The sequence below is a fragment of the Chloroflexota bacterium genome, assembly GCA_026706485.1.
In the GTDB taxonomy this organism is placed as follows: domain Bacteria; phylum Chloroflexota; class UBA11872; order UBA11872; family UBA11872; genus JAJECS01.
In genome coordinates this window covers 341,219-367,964 of the sequence record JAPOYR010000004.1, presented here as the reverse complement: position 1 = coordinate 367,964, position 26,746 = coordinate 341,219, and the positions used below count along the sequence as shown (strand labels likewise).

The 26,746-nt window shown below is 68.3% G+C and carries 25 protein-coding genes and 1 pseudogene; 10 read left to right on the top strand and 16 right to left on the bottom strand.

What is annotated here, in order from left to right; genetic code table 11:
- Positions 1-367: 367 nt before the first annotated feature.
- From OXG79_04205 to pheT, 7 genes are all read left to right on the top strand, one after another.
- Entirely contained in the window at positions 368-2,188 is a 1,821-nt protein-coding gene (locus OXG79_04205) for a hypothetical protein (protein MCY3782973.1), read from the top strand.
- Positions 2,189-2,718: 530 nt separating this feature from the next.
- On the top strand, positions 2,719-5,619 hold the full coding sequence (locus tag OXG79_04200) for a hypothetical protein (GenBank protein MCY3782972.1): 2,901 nt from the start codon (positions 2,719-2,721) through the stop codon (positions 5,617-5,619).
- 141 nt (positions 5,620-5,760) lie between these two features.
- Positions 5,761-5,955 carry a 50S ribosomal protein L35 gene (locus OXG79_04195; protein MCY3782971.1) on the top strand — a complete coding sequence of 65 codons (195 nt, stop codon included), beginning with the start codon at positions 5,761-5,763 and terminating at the stop codon, positions 5,953-5,955.
- A 12-nt stretch (positions 5,956-5,967) separates the two neighbouring features.
- On the top strand, positions 5,968-6,321 hold the full coding sequence (gene rplT, locus OXG79_04190; protein MCY3782970.1) for a 50S ribosomal protein L20: 354 nt from the start codon (positions 5,968-5,970) through the stop codon (positions 6,319-6,321).
- Between the two features lie 13 nt (positions 6,322-6,334).
- Positions 6,335-7,153: an RNA methyltransferase gene (locus OXG79_04185; protein MCY3782969.1), complete on the top strand. Its 819-nt coding sequence runs from the start codon at positions 6,335-6,337 to the stop codon at positions 7,151-7,153.
- Positions 7,137-8,159: a phenylalanine--tRNA ligase subunit alpha gene (gene pheS / locus OXG79_04180; protein ID MCY3782968.1), complete on the top strand. Its 1,023-nt coding sequence runs from the start codon at positions 7,137-7,139 to the stop codon at positions 8,157-8,159. Before OXG79_04185 ends, pheS begins: the two co-directional genes overlap by 17 nt.
- 3 nt (positions 8,160-8,162) lie before the next feature.
- Positions 8,163-10,685 (top strand): phenylalanine--tRNA ligase subunit beta, encoded by a 2,523-nt coding sequence (gene pheT, locus OXG79_04175; protein ID MCY3782967.1) that lies wholly within the window; start codon positions 8,163-8,165, stop codon positions 10,683-10,685.
- Positions 10,686-10,776: 91 nt separating this feature from the next.
- Here the strand turns inward: pheT and OXG79_04170 are convergent, their stop codons facing one another.
- Complete coding sequence (locus OXG79_04170) at positions 10,777-11,040, bottom strand: hypothetical protein (protein ID MCY3782966.1); 264 nt, start codon at positions 11,038-11,040, stop codon at positions 10,777-10,779.
- Positions 11,041-11,153: 113 nt separating this feature from the next.
- The gene (locus OXG79_04165) at positions 11,154-11,501 is read right to left on the bottom strand and encodes a glutaredoxin (protein MCY3782965.1); all 348 of its coding nucleotides are present in this window, start codon (positions 11,499-11,501) and stop codon (positions 11,154-11,156) included.
- A 200-nt stretch (positions 11,502-11,701) separates the two neighbouring features.
- On the opposite strand from OXG79_04165, the gene OXG79_04160 reads away from it, so the two are divergent.
- Both OXG79_04160 and OXG79_04155 read left to right on the top strand, forming a co-directional pair.
- Positions 11,702-11,833, top strand: a complete 132-nt coding sequence (locus tag OXG79_04160; GenBank protein ID MCY3782964.1) for a hypothetical protein — start codon at positions 11,702-11,704, stop codon at positions 11,831-11,833.
- Between the two features lie 15 nt (positions 11,834-11,848).
- A pseudogene (locus tag OXG79_04155) lies at positions 11,849-12,160 on the top strand (redoxin domain-containing protein).
- Positions 12,161-12,167: 7 nt separating this feature from the next.
- Here OXG79_04155 and OXG79_04150 read toward each other — a convergent pair.
- The 5 genes from OXG79_04150 to OXG79_04130 all read right to left on the bottom strand — a co-directional run bounded on the left by OXG79_04150 (position 12,168) and on the right by OXG79_04130 (position 17,074).
- Entirely contained in the window at positions 12,168-13,190 is a 1,023-nt protein-coding gene (locus OXG79_04150; GenBank protein MCY3782963.1) for a malate dehydrogenase, read from the bottom strand.
- 17 nt (positions 13,191-13,207) lie between these two features.
- Complete coding sequence (locus tag OXG79_04145; GenBank protein ID MCY3782962.1) at positions 13,208-13,963, bottom strand: aldolase/citrate lyase family protein; 756 nt, start codon at positions 13,961-13,963, stop codon at positions 13,208-13,210.
- A 227-nt stretch (positions 13,964-14,190) separates the two neighbouring features.
- Positions 14,191-14,658, bottom strand: coding sequence for a redoxin domain-containing protein (locus OXG79_04140; GenBank protein ID MCY3782961.1), 468 nt, complete (start codon positions 14,656-14,658; stop codon positions 14,191-14,193).
- 104 nt (positions 14,659-14,762) lie between these two features.
- Positions 14,763-15,089: a hypothetical protein gene (locus tag OXG79_04135; protein MCY3782960.1), complete on the bottom strand. Its 327-nt coding sequence runs from the start codon at positions 15,087-15,089 to the stop codon at positions 14,763-14,765.
- A 128-nt stretch (positions 15,090-15,217) separates the two neighbouring features.
- Entirely contained in the window at positions 15,218-17,074 is a 1,857-nt protein-coding gene (locus tag OXG79_04130; protein MCY3782959.1) for an ABC transporter ATP-binding protein, read from the bottom strand.
- Positions 17,075-17,276: 202 nt separating this feature from the next.
- On the opposite strand from OXG79_04130, the gene OXG79_04125 reads away from it, so the two are divergent.
- Positions 17,277-18,488 (top strand): MFS transporter, encoded by a 1,212-nt coding sequence (locus OXG79_04125; protein ID MCY3782958.1) that lies wholly within the window; start codon positions 17,277-17,279, stop codon positions 18,486-18,488.
- Positions 18,489-18,551: 63 nt separating this feature from the next.
- On the opposite strand, the gene OXG79_04120 is transcribed toward OXG79_04125, so the two are convergent.
- The 9 genes from OXG79_04120 to recA form a co-directional block, all read right to left on the bottom strand.
- The gene (locus tag OXG79_04120) at positions 18,552-19,424 is read right to left on the bottom strand and encodes a heme o synthase (protein MCY3782957.1); all 873 of its coding nucleotides are present in this window, start codon (positions 19,422-19,424) and stop codon (positions 18,552-18,554) included.
- Positions 19,424-20,311 (bottom strand): COX15/CtaA family protein, encoded by an 888-nt coding sequence (locus OXG79_04115; GenBank protein MCY3782956.1) that lies wholly within the window; start codon positions 20,309-20,311, stop codon positions 19,424-19,426. The genes OXG79_04120 and OXG79_04115 overlap by 1 nt, the downstream gene beginning before the upstream one ends.
- Before the next feature lie 13 nt (positions 20,312-20,324).
- Positions 20,325-20,525 carry a hypothetical protein gene (locus OXG79_04110; protein ID MCY3782955.1) on the bottom strand — a complete coding sequence of 67 codons (201 nt, stop codon included), beginning with the start codon at positions 20,523-20,525 and terminating at the stop codon, positions 20,325-20,327.
- Between the two features lie 129 nt (positions 20,526-20,654).
- Positions 20,655-22,124, bottom strand: a complete 1,470-nt coding sequence (locus tag OXG79_04105; GenBank protein MCY3782954.1) for a DUF3179 domain-containing protein — start codon at positions 22,122-22,124, stop codon at positions 20,655-20,657.
- A gap of 91 nt (positions 22,125-22,215) precedes the next feature.
- A complete protein-coding gene (locus tag OXG79_04100) occupies positions 22,216-22,464 on the bottom strand; it encodes a NifU family protein (GenBank protein ID MCY3782953.1) in 249 nt (82 codons plus the stop codon).
- A complete protein-coding gene (locus OXG79_04095; GenBank protein ID MCY3782952.1) occupies positions 22,458-24,146 on the bottom strand; it encodes a gamma-glutamyltransferase in 1,689 nt (562 codons plus the stop codon). Before OXG79_04095 ends, OXG79_04100 begins: the two co-directional genes overlap by 7 nt.
- On the bottom strand, positions 24,146-25,102 hold the full coding sequence (locus tag OXG79_04090) for a ribose-phosphate pyrophosphokinase (protein ID MCY3782951.1): 957 nt from the start codon (positions 25,100-25,102) through the stop codon (positions 24,146-24,148). Before OXG79_04090 ends, OXG79_04095 begins: the two co-directional genes overlap by 1 nt.
- Positions 25,103-25,132: 30 nt before the next feature.
- Positions 25,133-25,567 (bottom strand): universal stress protein, encoded by a 435-nt coding sequence (locus tag OXG79_04085; GenBank protein ID MCY3782950.1) that lies wholly within the window; start codon positions 25,565-25,567, stop codon positions 25,133-25,135.
- A gap of 15 nt (positions 25,568-25,582) precedes the next feature.
- The gene (gene recA / locus OXG79_04080; GenBank protein MCY3782949.1) at positions 25,583-26,608 is read right to left on the bottom strand and encodes a recombinase RecA; all 1,026 of its coding nucleotides are present in this window, start codon (positions 26,606-26,608) and stop codon (positions 25,583-25,585) included.
- Between the last annotated feature and the right edge of the window lie 138 nt (positions 26,609-26,746).

Genomic DNA, 26,746 nt, shown 5'->3' with positions numbered 1-26,746 from the left:
GTTCCGGCGGACGGAGACGGTTGCAGAAGTGGACGGCACGCGCTCGCAAGCCTCGGATGCCCGATTCCCTGGCCCTTTGCCTTCGAGGGAGAGGGGATCGGGCTCGACCTCCAGCCTCCGCTCAAGGGACTAGGCAAAGGCCACCGGACACTTGAATCTTGCGTCGACCCGAGCACGGATACGCGCGGTGCGCCACGTGTCCGCCCGAGGCATCGAGACTGGTCTGCTCCGGTGACTTGGCAGCGCCGACGATTGCCCGTCACCTGGGCTTCGGCGATGCTTGCACGCGCTAACGCGGTGGGACAGCCGCCCGCGGACACCAGCGGAGCGTCTCGCCGCGCAGTCGCCTCCTCGGGAGGCATGGCCAATGACCATCCGTCCCGCTGCGCTCGTGGTCCTGGTCGCATGGGCGCTCATGGCGGCGGCGTGCGACGCGCCGGCGGATGCGCCTGCGACCGCGGGCGCGGCGCCGACGCACGCTTTGGCCGAGCCGTCCACACCCGTTCTCACGGCGGACCGGGCCGCAGTGTCGACTGCCACGCCCGCTCCGTCACCCGACCCAGCCCCGACTCCGGCCGGCGCACCGCCACCGACCCCAACGCCCAGCGTTAGGGCAGCGCCGACCGCCACGCCCGCGCCCGCTCTGAACCCAGACCGGGAGGTGCTGGTCGCGCTCTATCACGCGACCGACGGACCGAACTGGGCGAACACCGCCAACTGGCTGAGTGACGCGCCGCTCGGTGAATGGCACGGCGTGGTCACGGATCGAACAGGCCGCGTCACGCGGCTGGCGCTCGAAGACAATCAACTGATCGGCGAGCTACCGGTCGCGCTGGGAAGCCTCGGACGTCTGGAAGCGCTGTGGCTCTCTGGGAACCAACTTAGCGGGGAGATTCCGCCGGAATTTGGCAATCTCTCCCGGCTGCGACGGCTCGAGATTCGCTTCAACCGGTTGGGCGGAGCGATCCCGCCTGCGTTGGGCCAGCTCGCCAACCTGGAACTCCTGGATCTTCGTGGGAACCAACTGCAGGGGCCGATCCCGCCCGAACTGGGTCGACTCTCAAGACTGGCTGGGCTGGTCCTGCGGGACAACCAGCTGAGCGGGACGATTCCGCCGGAGTTGGGCCAGCTCGCCAACCTGGAACTCTTGGATCTTGGTGGAAATCGACTGGACGGGCCGATCCCGCCGGAGTTGGGTCAGCCGAGCCACCTGCAAGAGCTGGATGTCTCCCGCAACCGGTTGAGCGGGCCGATCCCGCCCGAATTGGGGCAACTCACCGAGCTGTACGGATTGGGGCTCGGTTCCAATCAGCTCAGCGGGCCGATTCCGCCCTCACTGGGACAGCTTTCCAATCTGGTCGGGCTGAACCTCAGAGACAATCGACTCAGCGGGCAAATCCCGCCCGAATTGGGCCAGCTTGCAAGCCTGGTCGGGCTGGACCTCCGCGACAACCAGCTCAGCGGGGCGATTCCTTCTGCACTCGGCCGCCTGGCCAATTTGGACGAGCTGTGGCTGAGCGACAACCAGTTGCGGGGAGCCATTCCTGCCGCACTCGGTCGCCTCACCAAACTGACGTCGCTGCGCCTCGCCGGTGGCAACCAGTTCAGCGGATGCATGCCCGCGGCCTTGGCCGAGCTACCGCGCAGCGACCTCCAAGAGCTCGGATTGCCGTTCTGCGCCGTTGCGGATCCGGCGTCGGCCGGGGGACTGCGAGCCGCCATCGCCGCCGACCGCGCGGCACTGGTCGCGCTCTATCGCGCGACCGACGGGCCCAATTGGGTGCACAGCACCAACTGGCTCAGCGGGGCGCCCCTCGGCGAATGGATCGGGGTCACTACGGATGCCAGCGGTCGCGTGACGGCGCTAGCGCTCGCAGAGAATCAACTCAGTGGTCCGATCCCGCCCGAGCTCGGCCGTCTGTCCAGCCTGCGCGTTCTGGTTCTTGCGGGGAACCGGCTGCATGGGCCGATTCCGTCCGACTTCGGCCGCCTCGGCCAGCTGGAGCACCTGCGGCTCGACCGCAATCATCTCAGTGGACCGATTCCGCCTGAGCTTGGCCAACTCTCGAATCTGCGGTCGCTCGAGCTTGCGTATAACCGGTTCACGGGCTGCATCTCCGAGGGGTTGGGAGACCTCGAGGAGAGCGACCTCGACAGGCTTGGTTTGCCATTCTGTGGGGCGAGTTGAGTATGGATGGGAGGGCCGGCGTGCGACGGGCTCCGTGGGGGGCGCTGCCAACGACGATCCGGGCCACCGCGTTGATGCTCCTGTTCGCATTCGCGTTCATGGCGGCCGCGTGCGACGCGCCAGCGGACACGGCTGAGAGGCCCGACTCAGCACCGACGACAGCCCCGGCGCAGCCGGCCACGCCCGTTTCCACACCTGAGCCGGCTCCCGCATCCACGGTTCCGCCAACTCCGGCGCCAGCGCCGGAACCAACGTCAACGCCAACGGTCACCCCTTCGCCCAACCCGACTCCCGAGCCAACCCCGTCGGTCGCTCCGTCGCCAACTCCCACGCCCGGCCGAAGCCCGACGCCTACGCCTGATCCAACACCGACGCCCAGCGTCGCGCCTGCGGCAACCCCCACGCCGGACCCGACGGAAGCGCCGACCGCGGCGCCCGCGTCCACCGCTGCCAGGGATCGAGAGGCGCTCGTCGCGCTCTACCACGCCACGGACGGACCGAATTGGACCAACAACAGCAACTGGCTGAGCGTGGCGCCGCTCGATGAATGGCATGGGGTCACGACCGATTTCGACAGCCGGGTCACGCAGCTGCAGCTTTCCGACAACCGGTTGCAGGGTGATATCCCGCCCGCACTGAGCCAACTCTCCAGCTTGCTCGTGCTGGACCTTCGCCAGAACCAACTCAGCGGGCCAATTCCACCTGAGTTGAGCCGTATGGCCAACTTGGCGCATCTCTGGCTCGGCGGCAACCGACTCACCGGAGCCGTGCCGCCTGAACTGGGAGACCTCGCAAACCTGCAAGCGCTGAACCTGATCGGCAATCGGCTCACCGGAGCCATTCCGCCAGCGTTGGGCCGCCTGACCAAGCTGGAATTGCTGGAGCTTTCCCTCAACCAGCTTGAGGGAACAATCCCGCCGGCGCTGGGCGATCTCGCCAATCTGAAGTGGATCGGGCTTTTCTTCAACCAATTGACTGGACCGATCCCGCCCGAGCTGGGCCGCCTCTCCAATCTGATCGCACTGGATCTCGGGGCCAACGATCTCACCGGCGCAATACCACCGGGGCTGGCTCACCTCTCCAACCTCGAAGTGCTGGGGCTCGGATCGAACCAGCTCAGCGGCGCAATTCCGCCGGCGTTGGGCCAACTCGCCAGCCTGACGGCCCTGAGTCTCGCGTTCAACGAACTCAGTGGCATGATCCCGGCCGCGTTGGGAAGTCTGTCCAAGCTGCAAAACCTGGAGCTCCTCGACAACGAGCTGACGGGACCGATCCCGCGCGAATTGGGCCAACTCTCAAACTTGAAGGTGCTTACCCTCGGGTCGAACCAGCTCGGCGGAACAATTCCGACCGAATTGGGCCGGCTCGAGGAACTCACGCATCTGCGTCTCGCCGGTGGCAACCAGCTCACCGGGTGCATCCCCGCGGCTTGGCAAGACATCGAGGACAGCGACGCTGGGGAACTCGGGCTGCCGTTTTGTGGGGCGAGCGGAAGCTCGAGTCCCGAATCGACGCCGACACCCGAGCCAGAAACGGCTCTGACGCTGGGACCCGCCACTGATCGAGAAGCGTTGGTCGCGCTCTATCACGCGACCGATGGACCGAATTGGACGAACAACAACAACTGGCTGAGCGACGCGCCACTCGAATTCTGGCGTGGCGTCTCTACGGTCGATGGACGAGTTACGGCAGTGTCGCTGCCGAATAGCCAACTCAGCGGGACCATCCCGGCTGAGCTGGCCAATCTTTCAAAGCTCGAAGTGCTGGCGCTTTGGATGAACCGACTGAGCGGGCCCATCCCGCCCGAACTAGGTCGCCTGACAAGACTCGTGAGACTGGAACTCAAGGACAACCAGCTCAGCGGGCCGATCCCGCCTGCGTTGGGCGATCTTGCGAATCTGAAGGAACTGCGGCTACACCAAAACCAATTGAGCGGGACGATCCCGCCTGAGTTGGGCAACCTTGCAAATCTGGAAGTGCTGCGGCTTTACCAGAATCAACTCAGCGGGCCGATCCCCGCTGAGTTGGGCCGTCTCGGCAACCTGAACGAATTGGGCCTAGATTGGAACCAGCTTAGCGGGCCGATCCCGTCCGAAATCGGCAACCTGACCGATCTGCAACATCTGAGCCTCCGTGGCAACCAGCTGTCTGGGGAGATCCCGGCCTCGCTGGGCCGGCTCGCCAACCTGATTCAGTTGATTCTCTCGGAGAACCAGTTAGAAGGGGCAATTCCGACAGAGTTGGGCAGCCTCGCCAACCTGATTCACCTCTACCTGGGCCGCAACCAGCTGTCCGGAGCAATTCCACCCGAGTTGGGCCAGCTATCGAGCCTCGCGACGCTGAGTCTTGGCGCCAATCAGCTCAGCGGGGAGATCCCGCCGGCCCTGGAAGGTCTCGACGCTCTGCAGCGGCTGTCGCTTGAGGACAACCAGCTGACCGGGCCGATACCACCCGAGTTGGGTCGACTTGCCAATCTGCTGGAACTGGTGCTTCACGAGAACCAACTCAGCGGGCCGATCCCGCCGGAACTGAGCGACCTCGCCAGATTGACCACTCTGTGGCTGGGTGGGAATCAACTGCAGGGAGCGATCCCGCCGGAGCTGAGCGACCTCCCCGGCTTGAAAGCCCTGTCGCTGAGTGGAAATCAATTGCAGGGGATGATCCCGGCCGAGTTTGGACGTCTCACCAACCTGGAATGGCTGCACCTCGGATGGAATCAATTGAGTGGGCAGATACCACCGGAGCTGGGGCGCCTGGTGAACCTGCGAGAGCTGTTTCTCGGCGGGGGCAACCAGTTCACCGGGTGCATACCTGAGGCTCTGCGCACTGCCGAAGTCAGTGACATTGCCGAACTCGGGCTGCCGTTCTGCGGGGGGAGCGAGGGTCAAGAAGTCGCGACGCTCGCGGTCGATCGCAATGTCGACGAAGCAACAGAGGCTGAAACCGAGGGTGAGGCCACGGCTGCGGCCACGCCCGAAGGCGTGGCGCAATCCGCCGAGTCGCCCACCGGCCTTCCCACGGTGGGGGACACGCGGCTTGGGGATGACGGGCTGGAGGTCACGCTGGATTCGGTGCAGCGGTTGGAGGAGTTGGCGCAGGTTCACGGCTCGGCGTTTCGGCCCAAGAGCGGCTTGTTCCTGGTCGTGACGATCACGTTCCGCAACACCAACGACGGCGGGAACGTCGTGATCTCCAAGACGAATATCCTGCTGATCGAGCCGGGCGGCAGCGAAATCGCCGTGGACACGGCGGGAGTCAATGCGCTTATCGCCATGCCGTCGACAGCAGTGGAAGGCCGCCCGCTGTTCCTGGTCGAGGCCGTGCCCGGCGGACTGACGGCCACGATTGCCGTGGTTTTCGACATCGACCCGAGCCTGGTAGACCTTGACATCGACATCGAGGGCTTCCGCTTCGAAGTGCCCAACCCCTAAGGACGCTGTGGATTGACTTGGCGCGGCGGCCCGCCTTCCGCTTCTATAGTTCGGACGTGACAAAGATTCGACGAGGGCCAGACGGCCGGCCCGTGCTACCCTGAAGCATCGCGGCGTGCAGCGCCGCGGTTTTGTTGTCCTATGCCAAAACTCAAAACACGAAAAGCCGCCGTTAAGCGGCTGCGAAAAACCGCCAATGGCAAGGTGACGTGCGCCAAGAGCACGGCGCAGACCCTGCGGCGCAAGAAGAGCAGCCGTGCCCGCCGCAGCAAGGGCCACGAGCAGCCCATCACCGGCGGTCAGCTCAAGCAGGCCAAGCGCCTGCTCGCCGGATAGAGCGGATCGTCGATGGCACGAGTGAAGCGCAGCGTTGCCAGCCGCAAGCGCCGCCGCCGCGTTCTCAAGGCGGTGCGGGGCCACAAGGGCGCGCGCAGCCGTCAGTTCAAGGCCGCCCACGAAGACCTGATGCACGCGCGGCAGTACGCCTACGCCCACCGGCGCACGCGGCGGCGCGACATGCGGCGCGGCTGGATCCTTCGCATCAACGCGCGCGCTCGCGCCCTGGGCATGACCTACAGCCAGTTCATGCACGGGCTGCGGCGGGCCAACATCGACCTCGACCGCAAGGTGCTGGCGGACCTGGCGCTCAACGAGCCCGAGGCCTTCGAAGACCTGGTGAAGGCGGCGCAAGCCGCCGCCTAGGCGCGGTGGGGCCGTGGCTCCGGCGCCGGTCATCCGCAGTGTCCGCAACCCGACGGTTGCCCATGTGCGTTCCCTCCAGCGCGGGAGCGCGCGCCGCCGCGCCGGCCACACGGTCGTCGAGGGACCGAAGCTCGTGGCCGAGGCGTTGCATGCGGGCGTAGTTGAGTCGGTGCTGTGCGTGGAGGACCCATCACCAGCCGCCGCGGCAGTTGTCGACGAGGCCGCAGCGCAGGGAGTTTCCGTGCGCCGTTGCACCGACGGGGTATTCAACGCCGTCGCCGATACCGAGACACCACAAGGCGTGCTCGCGGTGATCGCCGCGCCGGACCCTCCGCCGGTTTCGGGCCCCGCGCTGCTCCTGGTCCTGGACGGCGTGCAAGACCCCGGCAACGTCGGCGCCATGGTTCGCAGCGCCGCCGCGGCGGGCGCGACGGGCGTGATCTGCACCCCGGGTACGGCGGATGCCTACGGTCCCAAGGCCATGCGGGCGGGCGCGGGCGGACAGTTTCGCGTGCCCATTCGGAAAGCGGCCGAACCGGCGAACCTCGAGTCGCTCGACGCCGAGGCCGATCTGTACGCGGCCAGCGCCGACGCCGAGCTGACCTACCACGACATCGACTGGACGGGCGCCTGCGGACTGATCGTGGGAGCTGAATCGGCGGGTGTTTCGCCCGCCTGGCGCGCCGCGAGCCGCGCCGCCGTGCGCGTGCCGATGCAGCGCGAGATTGAATCGCTCAACGCGGCCGCCGCGGCCGCCGTTATCCTGTTCGAGGCCGCGCGGCAGCGCGCGGCCGATTCCACGAATAAGGACCCGAGTGCGCGAGCGCATTGACGAGTTGCTGACCGAGGCGCGGGCCGAGCTGGCGCAGGCCGGCTCCGACGCGGCGTTGGAAGCCTGGCGCGTGGCGCACTTGGGACGGCGCAGCGCGCTCACTGGCATCCTGCGGTCGATTCGTGATTTGCCACCGGAGGAGCGCCGGGCCGCGGGGCAGGCCGCCAACGCCGCGCGCCAGGACCTCGAAGCAGCGCTCACCGCCCGCCGCGACCGCCTGAGCCGTCGCGTCCATGAATCCGACACGGACGTCACCATGCCCGGCTATCCGGTGCGCCTGGGCCGGTTGCATCCGCTGACGCGCACGCTGCGTGAGATTCGCGCGGTGCTTGCGCCGCTGGGCTTCCGCGCCGTCAGCGGACCGGAGGTGGAGTGGGACCGCTACAACTTCGAGCTGCTCAACATTCCCGCCGACCACCCGGCGCGCGACATGTGGGACACCTTCCACCTCCAGCAACAAGCGCGGCCCGGCGATTTGCTGCTGCGGACTCACACCTCGCCGGTGCAGGCCCGCGTGATGGAGCAGGTGCGCCCGCCGGTGCGCGTGATCGTGCCGGGCAAGGTCTATCGCTATGAGAACCGCGACGCCTCGCATGAGTCGGAGTTCATGCAGGTCGAGGGGCTGGCCATCGACGAACACATCACCATGGCGGACCTGCGGGGCACGCTAACGCACTTCGTGCGGGCGATGTTCGGTCCGGACCGCGAGCTGCGGATTCGCGCCAGCTATTTTCCCTTCACCGAGCCCAGCGCCGAGGCCGAGATGTCCTGCCACGCCTGCGACAGCGGCGGCTGCTCAGTCTGCGGGGGCAGCGGCTGGATCGAGATTCTGGGCGCCGGCATGGTGCACCCCACGGTGCTTGCGAACGTGGGCTACGACCCCGAGGTGTATCAGGGTTTTGCCTTCGGCATGGGCGTGGAGCGCATCGCCATGCTGAAATACGGTGTTACCGACATCCGCAGCTTCTACCGCAACGACCTGCGGTTCCTCAGGCAGTTCCACTAGCTCATGCGAGTGCCCTACGAGTGGCTGTGCGAGCTTTCGGGCGTAAGCGCGCCGGTTGACGAGGCCGCGCGGCGGCTGACCGACGCTGGGTTCGAGGTCGCCGAGATTCACCGCGCCGGCGAGCACTGGGACCGGGTGGTGGTGGGCGAGGTCGTGCGAATCGACCCGCATCCGAACGCCGACCGGCTCAACCTGCCGACGGTGACCACCGGCGCCGACGAGATCCAAGTGGTCTGCGGCGCGTGGAACTTCGCGGTCGGCGACAGGATCGCCTTTGCGCATGAGGGCGCGCGGCTGTGGGACGCCTACTCGGACGAGCCGCGGCTGAAGGAGCTCAAGCCGACCAAGATTCGCGGCGTCGTCTCTCGCGGCATGTTGTGCTCGAACCGCGAGTTGGGGCTGAGCGACGACCACGAGGGCATCCTGATCCTGGAGCCCGACGCCCCGGTCGGTCGGCCCTTGACCGAGGTCCTGGGCGACGAGGTGATCGAATTCGAGCTCAAGGCCAACCGCCCGGACGCCCTCTCGGTGCTGGGCATCGCGCGCGAGGCCGCCGCGCTCTTTGGCGCCGAGGTCCGCTCGCCAATTCCCGACGCTCGGGCGAGCGACGGCGAGCAGTGGCCCTCGGTGCACCTGGAGATCGACGATCCGGCGCTCTGCGCCCGCTATTCGGCGGCGTTCGTGCGCGACGTGGAGGTGGGCGAGTCGCCGACGTGGCTGCGCAAGCGGCTGGAGCTGGCGGGCATGCGGCCGATCAACACGATCGTGGACGTGACGAACTACGTGATGCTGGAAACCGGGCAGCCGCTGCACGCGTTCGATTGGGACACCATCCGCGGGGGCATGATCGGCGTCCGCACGGCCCGGCCCGGAGAGCGGCTGGTGACGCTGGACGGCCAGGACCGGGAGCTAACCGCCGAGACGCTCTGCATTGTGGACGGCGAAGGCCCGGTGGCGCTGGCGGGCGTGATGGGCGGGTTGGCCACGGAGGTCACCGACGCCACGTCGACGGTGCTGCTGGAGTCGGCAACCTTCGATCCTGTGAGCATTCGCCGCACGGCGCATCGGCTGGCGCTGCGCAGCGAGGCCTCGCGCCGGTTCGAGAAAGACCTGCCCCCTGAGCTCACTGAACCCGCGCTGCGACGCTGCGTGCAGCTCATCGAGACGATCGGCGCGGGACTCGGGGAGTTCCTGTCGGCGGACGCCTATCCGGCGCCGAGCCAACCCGAGCCCGTTTCGCTCGAGTTCGACCGCATCGGGCGCCTGATGGGCCTGGTCTACGAACGCTCCGAAGTGCGGCGGTCTCTCGAAGCGCTGGCCTTCGACGTGACCGAGTTCGACGACGTACTGCACGTCCAGCCGCCATTCTGGCGCCGCGACGTGACGACGCCCGCCGACGTGGTGGAAGAGGTCGCGCGCCTGCTCGGCTATGACCGCATACCGAATACGCTGCCCACCGGCGGCGTGACGGACGTGGTGCCGGGCGAGCTTGACCCGCGCGACGACGAGCTGCGGGACGTGATGGTCGGCCTTGGATTCACCGAGTGCGTAACCTATGCGCTCACGAGCGAGGCCCGGCTGGCGCGACTGGTGTCGCCGGACCTGCTGGACGCCGATCCGGAAACGCCGCTGGGCGACCCCGAGACCTGGGAAATGATTCACCGTTCCGCGATGAACGACGCCGGGCGCGCGCTCACCGACCGGCTGCTGCCGTTGCATCGAGCGCCGCTGGCGATCCGCAATCCGCTGTCGTCGGATGAGTCGACGCTCAGGCTCACCGGCCTGTCGACGATGCTGGAAACCCTGCGCGCCAACCGCCGTCATACCGACCGAGATCTGCTGCTCTTCGAGTGCCAGCCGACGTTCCTGCCGCGCCCCGACGATCTGCCGGAGGAGCCGCTGCTGCTGACGGCGGTGATCGGCGAGCGCGTCAGCGCCGGGCGCTGGGACGAAACCGCGACCGTCGAGCTTCCGTTCGTTCGCGGACTCGTCGACGAATTGCTGGCGCGGTCAGGCGTCGACCTGTCCACGGTCAGCCACGAGGAGGTCCAGCACCCGACGTTCGCGCCGGGGCAGGCGGCGGCAGCAACGCAAGCGGGTCGGACGCTGTCCGCCTACGGCGCCATCGAGCCCGAGGTGGCCGCGGCCTATGACCTGGACGAACGCGCCTGGGCGCTGCTGGTGGACGTGGGCGCGCTGCGAGACGCGTCGGCCGGCCCGCCGTCGTTCACGGCGTGGTCGGAGTATCCCGCCGCGCTGCGTGACGTGGCCGTCGTCGTCGACGAGGCCGTGGCCCAAGCCGAGGTGCTGGAGACGATCCAGCGCGCGGGGCGTCCGTTGTTGGCCTCGGTGCGAATGTTCGACGAGTACCGCGGCGAGCAGATCGCCGCCGGCAAGCGCAGCCTCGCCTACGCGCTCAGCTATGCGGCGCCGGACCGGACGCTCACGGACAAGGAAGCGGACAAGGCGCACAACCGCGTCGTCCGAGCGCTCCAGCACCGGTTGGGCGCGGAGTTGCGGGGCTGAGGGCCGGCCGCACGGCCAGTGCATCCAGCGCGCGGCGAATTTTTGCGCGTCTCCGGCCGCGGCGCTGACCGCGTAGATCAGAACGTTCGAATCAACGAAGCGCATCGCGCCGGTGCAAGTCGCTGCGGGGGAGGTTGTCCGCCACCCGCAAACCGCCGCCGCGTGCGTGGATGGCGGCCAGCGTCTGATCCTGCAGTCGACGCAGGCGGTTGAACTCCGTCTCGATCACTTGCCCTTGCACCAGGGTCACCAGATAGTCGCGCATCAGCGCCGAAACTGACGTTCCGTGCTTTGCCGCCTTGGCACAGGCAAGCCGGTAGGTCTTCTCATCAACCGACACTGTGATGGTCTTCATCCGCAACGCTACCAAGCGCTACAGCACTCCCGCTGTGTGCCAGGCCAACGAATTCACCTTCTCTAGCTCAAGACTCCCACCGGAACCGGCGACTTGGAGCGGGAATGGTGGCGCTACAGGTCCTCGAACGTGACATTGGCGGCGTGGACTTCGTCGGCGCAGGCGCGGTCGATGGGGACCGGCGTGGGCAGGTTGTTCTTGGCGATGTAGCCCTTGTCGGCGAGCCAGGCTTCGACCTCTTCGCCGCTGACGTCGGCCAGCATGCGGCCGTCGACCACCACGCAGGGCGACAGCGGCTGACCGCTCTTGATCACCATCTCGTGGTAGTTCGTCGGGCTGTTGATGATGTCCTTGTCCTCGTAGCCGAGGTCGTACTTGTCGAGGACGGCGCGGACGCCGGCGCTCCAGCCGCAGACGGGCTTCAGATAGGCGACGATCTCGGGTGTCGACTGTGATGCCATGGGTTGTCTCCAGGAAAGTCCCGGCGGACCGGGAAGGTCGTCGCCCAATTGTGTCAAATCGGGGCCGTGGTCGGTAATGGTGGGGAATCCGCTCGTGGTTCGACAGAGCCTGCCCTGAGCTTGCCGAATGGCTCACCACGAATGGCTGGTGGCTCTGCCGCCGTCGGTCATACTGGCGCGAACGAAAGGGGAGCATCGACATGGCACGACTCAACCTCGGCGATGCGTTTCCAACGCTAGCGGGCGTGCTGGGCGACGGGACGCCGTTCCGCGTGCCGGACGACCTTGGGGATCGACGCACGGCACTGCTGTTCTACCGCGGCCACTGGTGATCGCACTGTCGCCGGCAGTTGGCCGGCTACAACTGGTTGCTCGACACCCTTGACGCGATCGGCGTTGACGTGGTGGGACTCTCGGTCGACCCGCGTGAGGACATTGCGGCGCTGACGGAGCGCCTGGGGCTCGAGTTCCCGCTGGTGGGCGAGCTTGCCTACCCCGACGCCCTCGACGCGGTGGGCGCCTACCGTTTCGAGCGCCGCCGCGCCTTCCAGGCCACGGCCTTTGTGCTGGATGCCAACCGCCGCGTCGAGGCGGCCGTCTACTCGGCCACCAACGCCGGCCGCCTCACGCCCGAAGAGCTGATGCGCACCTACGGCTAACCCCGCGTCAGCCCGCCAGGTGCGGGTTCACCGAGCCCCAATCGGCGACGGCCGGGATTAGGCCCATGCCGATCGTCTCGTCGCGCAGGTGCTGGAGGTGCGCATAGGCCGCGTCGAGTTCCGCCCGCTCGTCCGCGTCGCCTTCGGGCAGCCGCCAGGCAACCCCGCCCTGACCGAGCGTGGTGGGCATGGCCATCATGACGTTGGCGTACGGCTCGCCCGTGACGAATGCGCCGCAGGGCCACTCGAACGGCTCGCCGCCGCAGGCGGCCCGCACCATCATCGCGGTGAGGTGCGCCGGCGACTGGAATGAGGACCGTCCCCGCAGCTTGATGACGCGCGCGCCGCCGCCGAGGACGTGCTCGCGGATCGCCTGCCAGCCGTCGGCGTCCAACCCCACGCCGTTGGCTTCGGCCCCGTCGTTCACGATGTCGTTGAGCGGCACCCCGTCAATCTGGATCGCGCCCTTGTAGAGCGCCATTTCCTGGCCGTGCCCGCCGTAGGTGCGGCAGCCGTACACCCGGTGCTGCGGCACACCGAAATGCTGCGCCAGGCGCGTCTGCAGACGGGTGCTGTCCAGCGCCGCCAGCGTGGTGACGCGCTGCGGCGGCAGGCCCGAGTGCACCAGGGTCACCAGGCCGGTGACGTCCGCCGGGTTGAAGACGATGACCACCAGCTTGGCCTCGGGTGCGTGCTGGCTGATGTCCTTCCCCAGCTGCGCGGCGATCTCGGCGTTGCCGCGCAGCAGGTCCTCGCGCGTCATGCCCTCGCGGCGCGGCGCGCCGCCGGAGCTGAGCACGAAGGCCGCGCCGTCCAGCGCCTCGCCCGCGTCAGTCGTCCAGGTCACTTGCGCCTCGGGAAAGGCGCAGTGGTAAATCTCCTCGGCCGCACCCGCCAGGCCCGGTCCGTAGGGGTCGTACATGGCGACGGTGTTGGCCGTGCCGGTGGAGATCAGGGCTTGAACGAGGTTGGATCCCACGGCGCCCGCCGCGCCCATCACGGCGACCTTCTCGGTGGTCAGGTAGCTCACGCCGCCCTCCGCGCCCATCAGGCCCGCACCGCGGCGAGTTGCTCAGCCAGCGCGGCCTGCAGAATGCGGTAGTCGCTCGAGTAGTCGATCATCGTGAATCCCTGATCGATGAGCTGACGGGCCCGCTCCACGGTGGGCGCGGGCAGTCCGGCCGGCTTCCCGGCGGCCTGCGCCCCCGCCAGGACTCCGGCGATGGCGGCCGCGTGATCGGCGTTCGTGAACATGTCGGCGCTGGTGAGGCCCATGGACAGAGCCAGATCGGACGGCCCGATGTAGGCCACGTCCATGCCGTCGACCTCCATGATCGCCTGGGTGTTGGCCACGCCCTCCAGGTCTTCGATCTGGGGGCAAATGATCAGGTTGTCGTTGGCTTGCGCGGACCAGGCGCGGTCGATGGTGGCGCGAGAGGTTCCCGCCGAGCGGTGCCCGCGGGGCGGATAGCGCACGGCTTCGGCGATGGCCTCGGCCTGCTCCACCGTGCTCACGTGCGGTACCACCAGTCCCATGGCGCCGGCGTCCAGGATCTGTCCGAAGCAGGCCGGGTCGTTGGTCCAGGGACGCACCAGCGGCACGCATCCCTGCGACTCGATGGCCCGGAGTCCTTCCGTGATCATCCCCAGGTCCCAGGGCGCATGCTCGGCGTCGATCACCAGCCACTCGCAGCCGCCCACCGCCATCACCTCGGCCGCCAGCGGCGACGCCAGGTTGAGCCAGGAGCCAATGGACACTTCGCCTCGGCGCAGCGTGGCCAAGACCGGATTCGGAAATCTCACGAACGTCCTCCGTTCAATGCGGACTCACTGGCCCGATTGTGACGCACCGGGCGCCAGAACGGGCACTCCGACTGACGAATTCTTGACAAGCCTTCAGGGACGGTAAGACCGTTAGGGCGATTCCCCCAGTTGCTTCGGCGGCTGGGAAGAGGCCACCCCCGGGTGGCCTCTGGCCTTTTGTCGCCAAGAGCGGGATGCTCGTCCGCGGCAACTGCCGCCCCCGGACTTCAGCCCGATAGGCACGCCATCACGGGGTCGTAGTCGGGCAACTCGGCCACCTCTGGGGCGGTTTCGATGTGCGCGACCTTGCCGTCATCGTCGACCACGACGATCACGCGGTTGGCGATGTTCATGTCCTCGATGAGCACCCCGTAGGCGCTCGCCGTCGCTCCGAGCGGGTTGAAGTCGCTCAGCACCGGATAGCTCACACCCGACTGCTCGGCCCAGGCCTTGAGCGTCCAGGTGTTGTCCGTGGAGATCGCGACCGTCACGGTCCCCTCGCGCCCGCCGAGCTTCTCCTGGATGATCGGGAGCTGGTCGCTGCACACCGGCGAGAACGCCGCCGGCACGAAGTTGATGACCACCGTCGACCCGCGATGGTCGCTCAGCTTGAACGGCTCCGCGTCCCTGGGGGCCGTCGGAAGCTCGAAGTCCGGTGCCTCGTCGCCCACTTTCAACGTCTCCGTCTCAGACATGACACATCTCCCGCGGCAGTAGCTGCCGCGATCGTACGGGCCGCCGCCGTCGCCCACAAAACGGGGCTCTTTTCCTCAGACGAAGGAGCGCGCGTCGACCACCGTCAGGACGCTTCTTCCTCGCCGCGTTCCTGTCCTGCACTTCGCGGTGTCGCGCGCCCGCGCCCGTTCATGCCGACGAACAGTCCTTCGATCACGCCTTCGATGCGCGACGTCCGTTGGTCCAGTCCGTGCACGTCCGTCCGCAATTCACGAATCTCGGCCCCCAACTCAGTCCGCACGGTGTGGATATCAGTCTTCAACTCGGTCCGTACGGCGTGGACTTCGGTGCGCACATCTCTGATGTCGGCGCGCAGCCAGGCGGCGACGGCGAGGTTGAGGGTCGCCAGGGCAGCGCCCACGCTCAGAATGCCGATCAGCTCCGGCGTCATTTGGCTGCCGCAAGCCGGTTACTCGTCAACTCGATCCCTCCGCCGCGTCCGGCGACCCGCGCATCGCTGAGTCCCCGCCGCATTTTGGTCATTTTCGCAGCAATTGCAGCCGCTGGGAAGCGGGTCCGCTACCGATAGGCCGACGCCTGCATGCCGAACCAGGTGGCGTAGGTTCCGTCGCGGGCCAGCAGCTCCTCGTGCGTGCCGTGCTCGGACACCCGCCCGTCCTCGATCACGTAGATGCGGTCGGCCATCCGCACGGTGGAGAAGCGGTGCGAGATCAGCACCGCCATGTGGTCGGAGGTCAGCTCCCTGAATCGCTGGAAGACTTCGTACTCGGTGCGCGCGTCGAGCGACGCGGTGGGCTCATCGAGGATGAGCAGCTGGGCGTCGCGCATGTAGCCGCGGGCCAGCGCGATCTTCTGCCACTCGCCGCCGGAAAGCTCGGTGCCGTCGCCCCACCAGCGCCCCAGCGTGGTGTCGTAGGTGTCGGGCAGCCCGTCGATGGTCTCGGCCGCGCCGCTGCGTTGCGCCGCAGATTCCACCAGGGAACGCACGTCCTTGAGCGGCAGGTTGCCGTAGCCGATGTTGTCGTTGGCCGTGGCGTGAAACTGCACGAAGTCCTGAAACGTCACCCCGATCTGGCTGCGCACGCTGGCGACGTCGTATTCGCGCAGGTCCACGCCGTCCAAAGTGACCCGTCCGCGCGAGGGATCGTAGAGGCGGGTGAGCAGCTTGACGATGGTGGTCTTGCCCGCGCCGTTGGCACCGACCAGCGCGATGGTCTCGCCGCGGTCGATGGTGAGGTCGATGCCGCGCAACACCGGCTCGCGCACGCCGGGATAGCTGAAGTGGACGTCGTGAAACGCCATCCCTTGGCGGATCGGTCGCGGCACCGGTCGTTGCCCCGGATCGGGGCGAATGGTCGGCTCGAAGGCGAGAAAGTCGAACAGGTTGGTCAAAAACAGGTTGGCCTCATACATCGAGTTCACGCCGGAGAAGATTCGCCGCAGCCGCTCCTGGGTCTGCACCAGCGCCTGGTGATAGAGCGTGAGGTCGCCCAGCGTCAGCCGCCCCGCGATGGTGGCCAGCGCCACGAAGATGTACAGCCCGGACGCCGTGCCCGCGGACACGATGCCCAGTGCGAAGGTGATGCTCTCGCGCGACAGCGTGAGCTTGCGATTCTCGCGGTAGAACCGGGCAAAGGTGCGGCGGTATTGGTCCAGCAGATGGCCGCCCAGGTCGAACAGCCGCACCTCCTTGACCGTCTCGTCCGACGTCATCACGTAGCCCAGATACCAGAGCCGGCGGGCGTCGGGCGCGCGCCGCCAGTTCATCCGGTAGCGCGCGCGGGCGAACCACATGTCGGCGCCGAGGTAGGGGATGGACGTGACCGCAACCACCAGCAGAATCCACCACGCGAGCGCCGCCAGCAGCGCCGCCACCGAGACAAGCTGAATGAAGCTGCCGGCCAGCGAAAAGACGTTGGTGACGAGCCCGGTCGGGCGCATGTTGGCCTCGCGGCGGGCGCGCTCCAGCATGTCGTAGAACGTCGAGTCTTCGAAGTAGGCCAGGTCCAGCGTCTCGGCCTTTTCCAGGATCATGATGTTGATCCGGTTCGAGAAGCGGTCGCCCAGCATCGCTTGCAGCGCGTTGCCACCGTGATCGAGCGCCGTGCCGACCAGCGCCAGGGCCAGCTGCACTACCACCAGCAGGACTACGCGGTTGACCGATTCGCCCGACCCGCCGACGGCGATGGCCTCGACGACCGCGTCGATCACCAGCTTCGTGAGCCAAATCGTGGCCGCCGGAATGAGGGCGCGAACCGCCGTGACGGCGGCTACGCCCGCGGTGAGCCCCGGACTGGTTTGCCACACCATGGCCATCACGCGCGGCGTATAGGCGAAGGTGGCGCCGAGGGCGCGCGCGAACTCGCGCGGGCTGAAGGAAGCCCGTCCCGACGACCGCCCGTGCGCGAAATCCATGAGGGCGATGGGATCCGAGTCTCGACCTAGACTAGAGGCTAGCAGCGCAACCGCGCGGCTGAAGCAAGCGGAGACGTGCCATCGAACCCAGCAGGCGGGTTTGGCGGGGGATCACTGGTCGTGTGATTCCGGAGGCGCCGGCACGGAAGCTCGAGTTCGCCATACTCGCGGCCTAGTCGAAGGATTTCGGAAAATCCGCTCCGTGGCACCAGCGAACTCCGCGAATAACCACTCCGAAGGCGTCACGCGCTACGCCACTTGGGCCGCGCGGATGGTGGTGCTGGCGGCGTTCTTCGATCTCTTCATGCAGTTCCCGATCATGGCGCCGCACGCTCGGGACCTCGGCGCGTCGGCCACGTTGGTCGGCGTGATCGTCGCGGCCTACTCGGTCACGAATCTTTTCGGCAACCTAGCGGCCGGGTTCGTCCTCGACCGGTGGGGGCGCCGGCTTCCAGTGCTTCTCGGCCTGGGAATCACGGCGCTGGCCGTCCTGAGCTACGCGATTGTCCGCTCGCCGGAGCAGCTCTTGGCCGCGCGAGCGGTCCACGGCCTCGGGGCGGCCGCGCTGACGCCCGGGGCTTTTGCCATCCTGGGCGACCGCGCCGTGACCGAGCGGCGAGCGCGGGCGATGGCGCTTGCGGGCGCCCTGATCGCAATCCCGGCGATGATCGGACCGCCGGCCGCCGGGCTGCTTCGCGACGCGTGGGGCGCGAACGCCGTCTTCCTGGCCGACGGCGCCTTCGTGATGGCTACGCTCATCATCTTTGCGACGACGTCGCGAAGGGCATGGCGCCCGTCGGATTCGCGCACCCTCGCAAGCGACGCCGAGCCGCTTCCCGCCCTGTGGCGCAGCCGATTGCTGTGGTCGGCCTATGCCGCGCAATTCGCCATCACCGTTGGCGTCGGCGTCCTGGTGACGCACCTGCCCCTCGTGCTGGAAGACCAAGGAGAGACCGCCGCACGATCCGGCGTCAGCTTCGCGATCTACGCGCTGGTGTCGATGCTGGTGATGGCCAGTCCCATTGGAGGCGCGAGCGATCGCATTGGACGATTCATTCCTCTGATCGTCGGGCTCTTTGGCGTGGCCGCCGGGCTGGCCGTGGTCGGAACGTCCGCCGGCTATGCCGGAATTGCCATCGGAATGGCCGTTTTCGGCCTCGGGTACGGGCTCGTATTTCCGGCGGCGGCGGCGTTGGTCACGGAAGCCACCGGCCCCAGGCGCCGCGGGAGAGTATTCGGGGTCTTCTATGCGGTGTATTCGCTGGGCGTCGCCGCCGGTGCGGCCGGCAGCGGGCGACTGGCCGGGCAGTTCGAGGACATGGCCGGCCTGCCGTTCTTCGCGGCGGCCGTGGTCGTCCTTGCCGCGCTGCCCATCGTGGCAACGCTCAGGTATGCGACGAGATCGCGGGGGTGACCCGGCGTTCCGCCGAATCTTTGGACAGGGACGACCGCCTGTTCGATCGATGCCGATCCCGGCCTAGGCATACCAGGGCAGCATCGGTTCGACGGCCAGCACCAGGAATACCAGCGCGAGGTAGACCAGCGAGAACTTGTAGGCGCTCAACGCCTGCTTGGAGCCGGCGCCGTTGCGCAGGGGCCAGGAGGCATACATCCAGTAGGCGCCGAGCAGCGTCGCCGCCAGGGCGAACGCCAGCCCGCCGTAGCCGGCGGCCAGCGGCAGCCACGCCAGGGCCGTCAGCAGCAGGATGTACAGCATGATCTGCACGGCGGTATCGCGAGGACTGGCGATGGCCCCCAGCATCGGAATCCTGGCCGCGGTGTAGTCGTCGCGCAGAACCAGCGACAGCGTCCAGAAGTGTGGCGGCGTCCAGAAAAACACGAACGCGAACATGTAAAGACCGACAGCGTCGACGTGGCCTGTCACGGCAGCCGCGCCGATGAGCGGCGGGAACGCGCCGGCGGCGCCGCCGATCACGATGTTGTTCCATGAGCGGCGCTTGAGCCCGATGGTGTACACGAAGACGTAGACGGCGGCCGCGGCGAGCGTGAGCAGCGCGGCCAGGAGGTTGGTGGTGACCGCAAGGGCGACGACGGCGATCGCCACTAGCGCCACGCCGGCAATGACGGCCGCGGTCGGGCCGACCCGTCGCGACGCCACGGCGCGTTCGCGGGTGCGGCGCATCCGGGCGTCGATGTCGGGCTCCAACCCCTGATTGATGATGTTGGCCCCGGCGGCGGCCAGTGCGCCGGCGAGCACGACGGCCAGCAATACCGCAGGTTCGGGGCTGCCGGCGGCGGCTTTCCACATCCCGGCGGCGGCCGTGAAGACGAGCAGCAGGACGATGCGGGGCTTTGCGAGTGAGATGAAGTGGCGCGCCAGGTTGGGCATCAGCGGCGCCGCGGGTGGAGCGCCAGACCGAAATGAATGACCACGACCCACCAGAGCAGGGTGGCGAACGCCAGATGGAGCACGCGCAGCTCGGGATAGAGGCCGATGGCGATGGACGTGACGCCGACGGCGAATTGCGCGGAAGAGACGAGGCCCGCGGCCAGGCTCAAGGTGAAGGGAAGACCGAGTCCCCCGCGCCGCCAGACCTGCCAGGCGGTAAAGAAAAACGTGAGCAGGAGCGCCGAGGCCGCGGCCCGATGCAGCATATGCAGGGTCAGATTCTCGGCACCTACGCTCCCGTCGCAGAGGGGCAGGGTGGGGCAGCCGGCGCTGGAGTTGGTGCCCACGATGGAGCCTCCCACGAGCACCACGAAGGCCGTCGCGACCAGCAGCGCCCGCGTGCGCCGCACGCCGGGCAGCGCCGCGCGGGTCCAACCCAGCGCTTGCAACGCGCCGATGGTCAGCAGGGCCAGGGTGAGCAGGGAAAAGGTGAGATGGGCCAGGCGCACCATGCCGTGCAGCTCGGTGAGCACGGTGGCGCCCCCCAGACCGGCCTGGGCGACGATGGCCGCCAGCGCCCACAGGAACAGGCGGTTGGTTCGGGGGTCGATGGCCCGGCCGCGGAACCCGTACCAAGCGGCGAGCGCGGTGGCGATCATGGTCACGCCGGCGTAGACGCGGTGACCGAACTCGATGGCGGTGGCGCCCTCGAGCTCCGGAAGGATCACGCCCTCGCACAGCGGCCAGTCGGGACATCCCAGGCCGGCCCCGGACACGCGCACCCAGGCGCCATAGGTGATGAGTCCGATGGTGAGCACCGCGGCGCCCATGGCCCACTGCCCGGCACGGCGCACGTGAACAGCGAGTGGATTGTCCGAGGCGTTCATGGGGCCTGTGCTTCTATCCGGCTTGGTACGACACCAGGACCAGCACCGCGAGCAGCAGTGCCGGAAGCAGCGTCCACGAGATCTCGGCGGGGCGGCCGCCGACGACGCTGCGGGGCGCGGTGGATCGCACGCGCATGCGCAGCGCGGTGACGATAACGGCGGCCTCGACGACGGCGAGGATTCCGACGACGAGCCAAAAGCCAAGGGTGTGCATCAGGGCAAGGGTAACGAGCCGGCGCCGGTCGTGGCGGCCGACAACCGTATAAGCCGCGGCGCACGGTACAAGCGGGAGCGCAGTAGGTCGAGGTTCGGGTCACAACCGTTCACCGCCAGGGCGCGCCTTCTACTTGACGAGGCGCGTTTCGGGGTAGAACGCGGCCCAGGCGAACCAGAAGTGGTTGGCGTGAACTACCGGCGGTAGTTGGATGCCCTCCAGCGCTCCCGCCACGGCCTCGCCGGAGATTGACCACGTCGAGCCGGTCTCGCGGTCAGTGAAGGCCCCGTTCGCAGGCTCGAACGTCAACGTGCGGCCGGCGACCTCGCGCCCAAACGCCACCCCAGAACCCACGGCCTTGGCGTCGGCGATTGAGCGGGCGTCGAGCGCGCTGGCCGTGTCCGGTGACCAGAGGACGACCACCGGCACGCTGCCGACCACGTCGTTGACCACCTTCACGTCCTGCAAATGGGTGAAGGCGTAGGCCACGGCCTCACCGCCGAGCTCAATGGCCACCACCCGCTCCCCCGACCGCAAGCGGTCGTCCAGGTCTCCACGGAACAGAAACGGGCTGCCTCGGGCCGCGTCGTAGCCGGGGTAGGGATTGCGGCCGTAGTCGCGGCGAAAGCCGGTGTCGCGTCCGAGAACCACCCCATTGGGGAACGACGCCTTGAATTCCCCGTATCCAATGAGCTGCGCGGGCAGGGGGTCGAGAAAGTACCCGGCCAAGTCACCCACGATGCCCTCGCCGGTGAGCTGCTGCCACCAGGTCTCGGTGACGTCGTCCCACATGATGAGGTCACTGTTGCGCAGGTTGCCCGACACGCCGAAGCGCATGGTGGCCCCGAGCACCTCGCGGTCGAATACCAACGCCGAGTTGCACAGCGGGCAGAAGGTCACGGCGACGGGTCGTCCGCCGACCACGTCGTTCACGATCTCGTGCCAGGTCAGGATCTGGAGCGGATAGGCGCGAATCTCGCCGTTGGCGCCGAAGACCACCACCGGCTCGCGGTCGTCGAGCCAGGCATCGGCCTCGGCGGTGCCGACGAACGTGGGGCTGTCGATGGGCGGAATGCCGTCGCGCGGCACGCCGCCGGAAAGGATGTCCCCGTAGGACACCACGCTGAGGTCGAAGTTGGTCTGCCATCCGCCCGACCGCCAGATCTCGATCTGTCCCCGGTCATGCGACTCTGGCGCGATCAGGCGCGGCTCGCGTCGAGCGACGACGCTCCCCGGCAGGGTGATGGCGCCATCGGCGAGGACGATGTCAGCCGCCTGAACCGGCGTCGCCGTGGGCGCCGGCGCGGCTGTGGTGGGCGCTGCCGTGGCAGCAGGCGCTTGGGTGGTCGGAGCGGGAGTGGCCGGGGGTGGTGTGCTCGGCGGTGCGATCGTAGGCGGGGGTGACTGGGCTTCCGTCGTTGCGGCGGCAGTCGTGGGCGCTGGAATTTGAGCTACCGGGCTCGCGGACGGCGTGGGGGTGTCGTCGCTTGCTGCCGATTCCCCGCAGGCAGTCAGCAACACGCTCGCGCCGCTGCCGAGGGCAACGGCTGCGGCGCCGGTCAGCAGTCCCCGACGGCTAAGACTGGGCGTTCTCTTCATGCGGCGCTCGCGAATCGTGGCGACGACCGTGGGCTTCTCCCGACCCTACGTCCGCGGCGGCGCGCCGGTTGGGAAGTTACCGGACAAACCGTCAGGCCGACGCCGACGGCAGCAACTCGACGCCCCGCGCGGCACCGAGGGCCCGCAGCGGCGTCTCGATGGCGATGTCCAGCGTCATCATGCGGCGCGGGCATGTGGCGCAGGCGCCGGTGAGTTGCAGCCGCACGTAGCCGTCCGGCGTTGCGCCCCGATAGCGCAGCCCGCCGCCGTCGACGGCCAATTGCCCGGCTGCGTGCTGTAGGACTTGCGCAACCGCCGGCGCAGGAGCGCCGCTTACCACGCGCGCGCCTCGGCGGAGTGGAAGATGTCGACCCCGCCCCGCAGCGAGCCGTCCGGACCGGCCAGGATCGTCACCGGGCTGGCGAAGGCCGACTGCTCGGGATAGGGCGGCACCTGCACATCCCAGCCGCGCGCCCGCAGGTCCTCGTGCACCGCGTCGCCCAGGCGGGCGTCGGCGGTGACCCACGGCGTACTCGCGTCGATGCGCGGCGCGTCGATGGCCTCCTGCGCGCCCATCCGGTGATCCACGACGTGGGAAATGATCTGGGAGACGCAGTTCGTGATGCGGCGTCCGCCGGACGCGCCGACGGCGAGCAGCGGACGTCCACCGCGCGTGACGATGGCGGGCGTCATGTTGCTGAGGCCGAACGAGCGCGGCCGCAGGCTGTTCGGGCGCCCCGGCCGCGGGTCGAACCACCACATGCCGTCGTTCCAGCAGATGCCGGTGCCGCGCGGCACGATCTCAGCCCCCCAGGCCCCGCCCAGCGTGTTGGTCAGCGACACGAACATGCCGTCGCCGTCCGCCGTGCACAGGTGCGTGGTGGACGAGTCGCCCTTCAGGCGCTCCATCTCTCGGTCGGCCGCCATGTACGCCCAGGGATCGCCGGGACCGGCCGACACGGGCGCGCGCTGCGGATCGATCGCCTCGGCCTGCGCCGCTGCGTGCGCCTTGCCGACCAACTCGGCCCAGGGCGCGTCGACGAAGTCCGGATCGCCCATGTGCCGGAACCGATCACCCTGCGCCAGCCGCGACGCCCAGATGTAGGCATGCAGCCGGTCCGGATCTTTCTGCGTGCCGGCTCCGTCGTACGCCTGCTCGAAGACGTTGAGCGTGCCGACGGTTGTCGGACCCGCGCAGCCTGGTCCGGGCGTGACGACGGTGGCATCGCGATAGGCCGTTTCCAGCGGCTCCATCGCCCAGGCGCGGTACTGGGCCAGGTCGTCGCGGCGCAGTGCGCCGCCGTTGGCCACGCAGTCATCCACGATGGCCTTGGCCAGATCGCCGCGATAGAAGGCGTCCGGTCCATCGCGCGCCACTGCGTCCAAGCTGTCGGCCAGGTCGGGCTGCACCAGCACCGGCTCCTCGCCCACGTCGGCGCGGGGCGGGCCGCCGTCGGCGTAGTAGACGCGCCCCAGCTCCGCGCGGCGCTGCCCGGCAGCCGCGTGCCGGCCCATTTGCAGCAGGTCGAACCACGTCAGCCGGGAGCCGCGGCGCGCCAGCGCGACGGCCGGCTCGACCAGCTCCCGCCACGGCAGACGGCCGTGCCGCTCGTGCAGCAGTGCCAGCCCGGCGACCGCGCCGGGAATCGACATCGACGACCAGCCGATCAGGTTCGCGTCGTCGACCACTCCCGGCCAGAGAAAGGCGCCCAGGGCGCCCCGGCCGTCCAGCGGATACCGGTCAGGCGTGGCCAGGGCGGGCGACTGCATGGGAAAGGCCACCACGTCGGCGCCTGCTGGGCCGGCAACGACGGCATATCCACCGCCGCCGATGCCGCTCGACCACGGCTCGGCCACGCCGACGGCGAAGGCCGCCGCCACCGCCGCGTCAACCGCGTTGCCCCCCGCCTGCAGCGTGTCCAGGGCTATTGCGCTGGCCTCGGGGTGCTTGGTGGCGACTAGTCCGCGCGACCCTTCGACCTCGGACTTCTGGATCGAGACGTGTGTGCGCGCGGGATCCATCAGGCCACCGCCGTTTCCGAGAAGAGGGCGCTCACCGATTCGCCGGTATGGATACGCCGGATGGCCTCGGCCAGCAGGGGGGCGACCGGCAGCACGCGAATCTTGCCCTGGGGCCGGCCCGGGTCGAGTGGAATGCTGTCGGTCACCACCATTTCTTCCAGCGGCGACGCGTCCACGATCTCGTAAGCCTCGTCGGTGAACACCGGGTGCACGCAGGCAGCGTATACGGCGCGCGGCTCTTGTTTCAGGATTTCGCGCAAGCCCTCGCGGATGGACTGCCCGGTGACCACCTCATCTTCCACGTAGAGCACCGTGCGTCCGCGCACGTCGCCGACCAGCCCGCGAACCATGACCTCGGACGTGAGCGGGTCGCGGAACTTATCCAGCACGGCGAGCGGCGCCCGCAGCCGCCGCGCGCACTCGCTGGCGGTCTTGATGCGTCCGGTATCGCCCACGACCACGAGGTCGTCGAATCCCAGGTCTTCGAAGTATTGGGTGAGCAGCGGCATTCCGCTCAAGTGGTCGCTGGGGATGCTGAAGAATCCCCCGATCTGCTCGGCGTGCAGGTCCAGCGTGAGCACGCGGTTGGCGCCGGCGGTGGCCAGCAGGTCGGCGACCAAGCGCGCCGTAATCGCTACGCGCGGCTGGTCCTTCTTGTCGGAGCGCATGTAGGGGAAATAGGGCACGACGGCCGTGACCCGCGCGGCCGAGGCGCGGCGCAGGGCGTCGATGGTGATGAACAGCTCCATGACCGACTGGTTGACCGGCCGGCCCGCCGTTTGGACCACGAACACATCGGCTTCGCGCACGTTTTCCAGCACGCGGACAAAGGTGTTGTCGTTGCCGTACTCGAAGGTCTCCATGGCGCCCGGGGAGCAGCCCACCTCGCGGCAGATGCCCTCGGTGAGCACGGGGTGCCCGCGGCAGCCGAAAACCATCAGCCCGTTGTCGTGCATGCTCAAGCGCGTTCCGTGGAGAGCCACCGGTCAGCGGATCGGGTCGTAGCACACGGTGACCGGGATCGGGCTCTGGCGGAGCACGTGCGTCGCCGTGGATCCCAGGTCGCACTCGTGCTGTCCCAGAAAGCGATGCGTGCCGACCACGATCGAGGCTGCGTCGTGGCGCAGCGCCGCGGCGATGATCGCCGTCGAAGCCGCGCGCGCCTGGCACACCTCGGTTTGCACCTTCACGCGTCGATCGCCCACGTGCTCCTGGGCGGCTGCCAGGACCGACTCGGCCCGGACCAACGCCTGCTCGTCCGAGGTTTCCAGCGGCTGCTGATGACCGACCTCGATCACGTTCAGCAGCAGGAGCGGCCGTCGATGCCGTCGTGCCAGCAGCGCCGCCGTGCTGGTGACGATTTCGTCCATATGCCCACCGTTGACGGCCGCGGCAACCGGTCCCTGGCCGTCTTCGTCCACGCTGGCCGGCGCCGCCTACCCGGCGGCCGCCGCCACCGCCTCGTCCTCGGCGGCCGGGCCCAGTGTCGCCGCCCGCACCGCCTGGTCGACTCGTTCGGCCAGGTCCGGGTTCTCGCGCAGGAACGTCTTGGCGTTTTCGCGTCCCATGCCCAGCCGCGTGCCGTCGTAGGAGTAGTGGGCGCCGCTCTTAGTAAGGATCCCCTGCTCGACGCCGAGGTCCAGCAGGTCACCCTCCCGCGAGATGCCGGTGCCGTACATCATGTCGAACTCCGCCGTGCGGAAGGGCGGCGCGACCTTGTTCTTCACCACGCGCACGCGCGTGCGAGCGCCCACGCTCTCGGTGCCAACTTTGATCTGTCCAATGCGCCGGATATCGAGCCGCACCGAAGAGTAGAACTTCAAGGCCCGTCCGCCGGGCGTAGTCTCCGGATTGCCGAACATGACGCCGATCTTCTCGCGCAGCTGGTTGATGAAGATGACGATGGCGCGCGAGCGATTGATGTTGGCCGTGAGCTTGCGCATGGCCTGCGACATGAGTCGGGCCTGCAAGCCCACCTGCATGTCGCCCATGTCGCCCTCGATCTCGGCGCGGGGAACCAGCGCCGCCACCGAGTCCACGACGATGATGTCCACGGCGTTGCTGCGCACGAAGACGTCCGTGATCTCGAGCGCCTCCTCGCCGGTGTTCGGCTGCGAGACGATCAGATCGGCGATGTTGACACCGAGCTGTTCGGCATAGGCCGGGTCCAGCGCGTGCTCCACGTCCGTGAACACCGCCGTCCCCCCCGCTCGCTGCGCTTCGGCCACCGCATGCAGCGCCAGGGTGGTCTTGCCGGAGCTCTCGGGGCCGAAGACTTCCACCACACGGCCCCGCGGTAGCCCGCCCACACCCAGGGCAAGGTCGATACTCAATGAGCCGGTGGAGACCACCGGAATCGGGTCGCGGGCCTGGTCGTCCATGCGCATGACCGCGCCGGCGCCGAACTTGCGCTCGATCTGCGCGATGGCGGAATCGATGGCGCCCGAGCGCTCGTCAGACATGGGTTGCCTCCCTGGGGCCCGAGGCGCTCGCCGCGCCGCGTCATGGTAACCGAGGGTGCCTGGCCAGGCATCCGCCGCGCCGCCGGTTGCCGTCGCCGCGGTTGCGGGCTAGCTTGCAGCACGGCTCCGAATCCGAGG